This window comes from Microcoleus sp. Pol12B4, from assembly GCF_036701385.1.
Taxonomy (GTDB): Bacteria; Cyanobacteriota; Cyanobacteriia; order Cyanobacteriales; family Microcoleaceae; genus Microcoleus.
In genome coordinates, this window is the sequence record NZ_JAUBQR010000340.1 from 1 (window position 1) to 4,328 (window position 4,328).

Sequence of the window (4,328 nt, forward strand, 5' to 3'; positions counted from 1 at the left end):
GCAACCGGCCAAGAAACCGTCGGCGCGTGATAGCCGTAATCCATCAACCGTTTAGCGATATCTTCGACTTCAATAGCTGCAGATTTTTTGAGCGATCGCAAATCTAGAATACACTCGTGCGCCACTAAACCCGCTTTCCCTTTGTACAAAACCGGATAATAAGATTCTAAGCGTTTGGCCATGTAATTAGCATTAAGAATTGCTACTTTTGTTGCCTCAGTTAAACCCACTCCTCCCATCATCCGAATGTACATCCAAGAAATAGGCAAAATGCTAGCACTTCCCCAAGGCGCTGCGGAAACAGCACCAACTGATGTTTGTTGACTGTTGACTGTTGACTGTTGACTGTTAAGAATAGAATGACTGGGCAAAAACTCTACTAAATGAGACATTACCCCAATCGGCCCCATTCCCGGCCCGCCGCCGCCGTGGGGAATACAGAAAGTTTTGTGCAGATTCAAGTGACAAACATCAGCACCAAAATCACCGGGGCGGCACAAACCAACTTGAGCATTCATATTGGCGCCGTCCATATAAACTTGTCCGCCGCAGTTGTGAACAATCTCACAAATCTCTTTAATTTCTTCCTCAAAAACGCCGTGGGTTGATGGATATGTCACCATCAAAGCCGCCAGTTCATTTTTGTGTTTTTCTGCTTTTTTATGTAAGTCAGCAACATCAATATTGCCTTGAGAATCGCACTCTACTGGAACTACTTTCATCCCCGCCATCACCGCGCTAGCCGGATTTGTACCGTGGGCTGACTGGGGAATCAAACAGAGATTTCGGTGAGATTCGCCTCGGTGTTCGTGGTATTGACGAATAACTAACAAACCAGCGTATTCGCCTTGGGAACCAGCGTTGGGCTGCAAAGAAATTCCTGCAAAACCGGTGATTTCTGCCAACCACTGTTCTAATTGCACGAACATCATTTGATAGCCGCGAGTTTGATCGCGAGGTGCAAAGGGATGTATCTTGCCAAATTCCGCCCAAGTCACCGGCATCATCTCTGCTGTTGCATTCAATTTCATTGTGCAAGAACCCAATGGAATCATTGATGTATTTAGCGATAAATCCTTGGCTTCTAAACGGTGCAAATAGCGCAAAAGTTCAGTTTCTGAATGGTAGCTGTTGAAAACTGGATGAGCGAGATAGCTGCTGGTGCGATCGCAAAAATCTGGTAAGGTCAAATAGGAACTCAATGCGTCGGCATCCAGCGGAATGTTGAGAGCATTCTGCCCGTCAGTCCTGATATAATCTTTATTCTGTGCAAAAATTTCCCACAACTCTTGCACATCTTCAACAGTGACAGTTTCATCTAAAGTGATTCCTACTGTCGAATCATCGAAAACTCGCAGATTAATTTTGCGAACTTTAACAGCTTCTAGAATTTCTGACAGCGGTTTATCTACCAATTCTACCCGCAAAGTATCGAAGAAGGGTTGAGAACCAATTTTGTATCCGAAACTTCTTAAACCCGATGCCAAAAGTGCTGTTAAACTCCATACTTTCTCAGCAATGTCTTTCAGTCCAGACGGGCCGTGATAAACAGCATACATACTCGCCATCACTGCCAGCAAAACTTGAGCAGTACAAATATTGCTGGTTGCTTTTTCGCGGCGGATGTGTTGTTCGCGAGTTTGCAAGGCCAAACGTAAAGCAGATTTGCCGTTGGCATCTTTAGAAACGCCGACAATTCGCCCCGGAACTTGCCGTTTAAACTCTTCTCGCGTGGCAAAATAGGCTGCGTGGGGCCCTCCGAATCCCATCGGCACTCCGAAGCGCTGAGTGCTTCCTATGGCTATATCCGCGCCGAATTCGCCGGGGGGTGTGAGCAAGCAAAGGCTCAAAATGTCGGCGGCGACTGTGACTAATGCGCCGACTTCGTGTGCCGATCGAATAAAATCGGTATAGTCGTAAATTGCGCCGTCTGTGGCGGGGTATTGCAGGAGAGCGCCGAAGATTGTACGATCGAACTCAAAGCTTTGATGGTCGCCGACAATTACCTCAATTCCCAACGGCTTAGCGCGAGTTTGCACCACTTCAATAGTTTGAGGGTGGCAATCTTGGGAAACAAAAAACGCTTTTGCCCCCTTTTTGCTGGCGCCGTAACTCACCGCCATTGCTTCCGCCGCCGCAGTCCCTTCATCCAGCAAAGAAGCGTTGGCAATTTCCAAACCCGTGAGGTCAATTATCATGGTTTGGAAATTCAGTAAAGCTTCCAATCGCCCTTGAGCAATTTCGGCTTGGTAGGGAGTGTAAGCTGTATACCAGCCGGGATTTTCTAGGATATTCCGCTGGATGACGGGGGGAGTTATGCAGTCGTGATATCCAGTGCCGATGTACGATCGAAATACCTGATTTTTTGCCGCAATTTCTTTCAATTGTGCCAAAGCGCTGTACTCGCTTTGCGCTGCGGGAAGTTGTAGGGGTGCAGAAATGCGAATCGCCACTGGAACCGTTTTGTCAATCAACTCATCGAGGCTGGAAATGCCCAAAACATTGAGCATTTGCTGGATTTCGCTGCGTGTCGGGCCAATGTGGCGCCCCGCAAAACCATTGATGGAGGAAAGGTTTTGCTGCTGGCTGGGTTCAAGTTGCGGGCTGTAGAGTACCAAGGCGGATTCTCCTGAATAGACTTTTGCTTCTTTGTTTGTAACATTTTGCTAAGAAAACCAGGAAGATTTTCTGCGTTTATCAAAGTCCGACAGGGGTTTCAACCCCTGTCTCATAGCTAAAGTCGTCTTCAGACGACTGTAGATTAAGGCGCACTTATCGCCACTCCCCGCGCAAGTGGTTAGTATTTCAGTCGTCTTTAGACGACTTGTGCTAAGAGCCCCGTGGGTTTCAACCCCTGGCGGATTGTGGAGGAATCAACAAGCCCTATGCCCAAATTGCCATTCAAAACTCCCAACTCAAAACTATTCCCCTTCGACCATTTGGCGATACTTCTCGGCGGATAAAGCGTCATCGACCTCGCTGGTGTTGTCAACGCGCACTTTCAGCAGCCACCCGTCCCTGTAGGGGTCTTCCGCCAAATTTTCGGGAGACTCTACAATGTCATCATTGCGTTCTACGACGATACCGGTAACTGGTGCTTTCAAGTCTTCAACCGCTTTCACTGATTCGACTGTACCGAAAGCTTCGCCTTTTTCCAACCCTGCACCGACTTCGGGCAAATCTAGAAAAACGATATCGCCGAGTTGGTCCACTGCAAAGGCACTAATGCCGATGGTGGCTATTTCGCCTTCGAGTCGAATGTATTCGTGAGTGTCTAGGTATTTCAAGTCATCGGGGTATGTTAGTGTCATGTCTTTTCTCGCAATAAAAAAGTATTAGTTAAATCTTATTCAACTATGAGCGTTTAGTGATGGCTAACTGGAACAGAAAAAATATTAAACGCTTGCTTTTAGGAGAATTTTCTGTCAAACGACTTATGCGCTCTATAATTTTTATTTACGCATTTCTGTGTTTTTGCGGTTTCTTTTTTTCAGAACGGCTAATTTTTCAATCTCCGCCATCTAGCCAGAGTGATAGCAGGGAAGTTATCAAAGTTAGCTCAGCTAGTGGCGTGAAAATTTCTGCTGTTCATTTTCCTAATCCGCAAGCTAAACATACCATACTTTACAGTCACGGAAATGCGGAAGACTTGGACGGCATTTTGTGGCTACTCAGAGAGATTCGAGATAGCGGGTTTGCTGTGTTTGCCTATGATTATCAAGGTTACGGCACGAGTCAAGAAAAGCATTCTGAGTATAATACTTATCGTGATATTGAGGCTGCTTACAATTATTTAACCCCACATTTGGGAGTACCTGCAAAGCAAATTATTCTTTACGGGCGTTCTGTGGGGGGTGGGCCGGCAATTAATTTGGCTTCGCGGCAAAAAGTCGGCGGTTTGGTGGTTGAAAGTTCCTTTGTTTCGGCTTTTCGGGTGTTGACGCGGATGTCGCTTTTACCATTTGACAAGTTTGTGAATATTGACAAAATTGGCAAAGTTCGATCGCCTGTTTTGATGATTCATGGTAAGGCTGATGAGGTGGTGCATTTTTGGCATGGAGAGAAGTTGTTTGCAGCGGCGAAGCAGCCGAAATTAAATTTTTGGGTTGATGGGGCCGGTCATAATGATTTGATGGATGTGGCGGGCGATCGCTATGCTGCCACTTTGCGAAAATTTGCTAAGCTAGTAGATGAGTCTTATTGACCAAGATGAGCAACGGGCTTCTAGCCCGTTCCACAACAACACATACACTTACAGCGTTTTCCGCTGTTATGAGGTACAATAGCAACAGTTAGCAAACCAATTTCTTAAATGCTGAGGATTTATT

3 protein-coding genes are annotated in these 4,328 nt (G+C 46.3%); 1 reads left to right on the forward strand and 2 read right to left on the reverse strand.

From position 1 onward, the window contains the following. On the reverse strand, positions 1 to 2,618 hold a 2,618-nt coding region (gene gcvP / locus QUA38_RS27645; protein ID WP_333167539.1), incomplete at its 3' end, for an aminomethyl-transferring glycine dehydrogenase. 303 nt (positions 2,619 to 2,921) lie between these two features. After that, positions 2,922 to 3,311 (reverse strand): glycine cleavage system protein GcvH, encoded by a 390-nt coding sequence (gene gcvH, locus QUA38_RS27650; protein ID WP_333167541.1) that lies wholly within the window; start codon positions 3,309 to 3,311, stop codon positions 2,922 to 2,924. 260 nt (positions 3,312 to 3,571) lie between these two features. On the opposite strand from gcvH, the gene QUA38_RS27655 reads away from it, so the two are divergent. Continuing rightward, complete coding sequence (locus tag QUA38_RS27655) at positions 3,572 to 4,204, forward strand: alpha/beta hydrolase (RefSeq protein ID WP_333167543.1); 633 nt, start codon at positions 3,572 to 3,574, stop codon at positions 4,202 to 4,204. The last annotated feature ends 124 nt before the right edge of the window (positions 4,205 to 4,328 follow it).